The 270-nt window shown below is 68.1% G+C and carries 1 protein-coding gene; it reads right to left on the reverse strand.

What is annotated here, in order from left to right; genetic code table 11:
* Nucleotides 1–270, reverse strand: a 270-nt coding sequence (locus tag OO54_RS41105) for a hypothetical protein (RefSeq protein ID WP_157856621.1), incomplete at both ends; no start/stop codon positions are given.

Below are 270 nucleotides of genomic sequence, written 5' to 3' on the forward strand. Positions count from 1 at the left end.
CGATCGCACCCATCGCGACATTGATCCCCAGCTCGGTGAGATTCTCCGTCGTGAACTCCCGACGCGTCCCCTTCGCGAACCCGACCACCTGCGCCGCGACATTCAGCCCGCCCATGACCACGGCGCCCATCAGGATCTCGCTGATCGCCTGCCTGATGATCACCGGGATCACGGCCTTGATCGCCGCCCACACCCCCGCCGAAACCACGCTGGAGGCCCCGAACGTCACCACCAGCGCCGCCGCCGCCATCGCCAGCTGCACCACCAGCC

The sequence above is a fragment of the Streptomyces wedmorensis genome (genome assembly GCF_000716445.1).
GTDB lineage: Bacteria > Actinomycetota > Actinomycetes > Streptomycetales > Streptomycetaceae > Streptomyces > Streptomyces wedmorensis.